This window comes from Candidatus Dorea massiliensis AP6 (assembly GCF_964245105.1).
Lineage (GTDB): Bacteria > Bacillota > Clostridia > Lachnospirales > Lachnospiraceae > Laedolimicola > Laedolimicola intestinihominis.
Map to the genome: position 1 here is coordinate 1 of NZ_CAXTKW010000034.1, position 2,350 is coordinate 2,350.

Here is a 2,350-nt window from a genome sequence, read left to right on the forward strand (position 1 = left end):
GCCGTGGAAAAAGCCGAGCGTGGAAAGAACGCCCAGCTTGCATACAGCTTTGACATTGCCTTGCAGAATGAATTTTCCCTTGAGGAAAACATCGCTCTTGCAAGGCAATTTTTGTTGGAGAACTTTGTGAGCCGGGGCATGGTGGTTGACTTCGCCGTACACCAGCCAGACCGTGAGGACGGCGGCATACCCAATCCACATTTTCATGTGCTTTGCCCCATCCGTCCCATCGAGCAGAACGGCAAATGGGGACTAAAGCAACGCCGGGTGTACGAACTGGACGAGGACGGCAACCGTATCCGAGACGCAAACGGAAAGTTTGTGTTCAACGCCGTTCCCACTACCGACTGGGGCAGTCCCGAAACGCTGGAACATTGGCGGCAGACATGGGCGGAGCTATGCAATGGCAAGTTTGCGGAAAAGGGGCTTGATGTTCGTATCGACCACCGAAGCTATGAGCGTCAGGGCGTGGAGCTTCTTCCCACCGTCCATGAGGGCGCAACCGTCCGGGCAATGGAGAAGAAAGGCATACGCACCGAGAAAGGCGAGTTCAATCGCTGGATTAGAGCCACCAATGCCGTTATCCGGGACATCAAGAAGAAAATCGCTCTCCTGTTTGATTGGATTGCCGAAGCAAAAGCAGAGCTTGCCAAGCCGCAGGCACCCGACCTTGTTTCTCTGCTGAACGCCTATTACACCCAGCGCAGAGCCGGGGCTTATTCGCAGAAAGGCAAGGTCAGCAACCTAAAGGAGATGAACGAAACTTTCAATTATCTCCGGGTAAACGGCATTTACTCCCTTGAAGATTTGGAACACCGTGTCAGCGAACACAGTGCTGCCACAGAGAGCTTGAAGAAAACGCTGGACGAACAGACCGCCCGAATGAAAGCAATTAAGCAGCTCTATGACAGCTCCGCTGCTTTCCAGAGCTTGAAGCCTGTCTATGACGGCTTGCAGAAAATCAAGTTTGAGAAGCCCAGAGCCAAGTACAAGGCAGAGCATGAAGCGAAACTGAAACAGTTCTACGCCGCCAGACGAAAGCTGACCGGAGAGTTCCCGGACGGCAAGGTGGATATGAAAAAGCTGACCGAAGAGTATGACGAGTTGGAACAGGCGCATGAAACCACCTACGGCGAGTTCAAGACCGTAAGAGACGATTTACACCGTCTTTGGAAGGTCAAGTCATGCGTAGATACTGCCACCCGATTTAACGAGCGCACAGAGGAACAAAAGCTCCAAAATCGACCCCAAACACGACACAAAAAGGAGGAACTATCCCGATGAAAAAATACGACTGGAAGAACGAGTACAACCCCATCCGCAGAACGGCAAAACGCCTTTTGAGCGGAGAACCTTTGACCGATGGCAGACCGCTTTCCGACCTGATTGAGCTGGACGAACACGCCTGGAAATGCCTTGCCTTTGAAGCCACCCTCACCGACCGCCAGATTGATATGTTGCAGGAGCTGGGCTATCTGCCTGTTATCACAAGACAGTACGGCGAAGAATGTGCGAACTGTCCCTACACGCTGGACGAGCGTGAGCATGGCGTTTGCAGACGATGCGCTGTTTTCAAGAAGTAAGGAGGACGCCCATGCAGTACACTCAAGCGCAGATTGACCGGGCAAACGCCGTCAGTCTGGAAGATTTTCTCCGTACACAGGGAGAGACACTAATCAAAAGCGGACGGGAATACCGCTGGAAAGAACATGACAGCTTGACCGTCCGGGGAAGCAAGTGGTTTCGCCACAGCCAGAGCAAGGGCGGCTATCCCATTGATTTTGTCATGGAGTTTTATGGGAAGTCCTTTCCCGAAGCCGTCCAGCTCCTGACCGGCGAAAGCGGCGAGGGGCAGACCGAAGCCAGCACAACACCGCCCACAGCGTTTCACTTGCCCTTGCACAACAGAACAGCCGACAGAGCAATTCAATATCTTTGCGAAAGCCGAGGTCTCAACAAAACGCTTGTTGAGGCTTTTCTTCTTTCTGGGGATATTTACGAGGACGCAAAGCGGCACAATGTTGTGTTTGTCGGCAGAGACCGAAGCGGTACGCCGAGATACGCCCATGTGCGAGGAACGGCAGACCCATTCAGACAGGACATTGCCGGGTCTGACAAATCCTATCCGTTCCACTATGAGGGAAACGGCAACCAGCTCTTTGTCTTTGAAGCACCGATTGACCTTTTGTCCTTTATCTGCCTTTATCCGCAGGACTGGCAGACAAGGAGCTACCTTGCCCTGGGCGGCGTTTCAGGCAAAGCCCTTGACCGTTTTCTTTCTGAACGCAAGGACACCCGAAAAGTGTTCCTCTGCCTTGACAGCGACACCGCAGGAAGCGAAGCCTGTACC

The 2,350-nt window shown here is 53.1% G+C and carries 3 protein-coding genes; all 3 read left to right on the forward strand.

The genetic code is table 11. From position 1 onward, the window contains the following. Nucleotides 1-1,284, forward strand: a 1,284-nt coding sequence (locus tag ACESZP_RS17780) for a MobA/MobL family protein (protein ID WP_499709935.1), incomplete at its 5' end; no start/stop codon positions are given. Beyond that, a complete protein-coding gene (locus ACESZP_RS17785) occupies nt 1,281-1,583 on the forward strand; it encodes a hypothetical protein (protein WP_102287171.1) in 303 nt (100 codons plus the stop codon). The genes ACESZP_RS17780 and ACESZP_RS17785, both read left to right, overlap by 4 nt. A gap of 11 nt (nt 1,584-1,594) precedes the next feature. Beyond that, nucleotides 1,595-2,350, forward strand: a 756-nt coding sequence (locus tag ACESZP_RS17790) for a DUF3991 domain-containing protein (RefSeq protein ID WP_499709936.1), incomplete at its 3' end; no start/stop codon positions are given.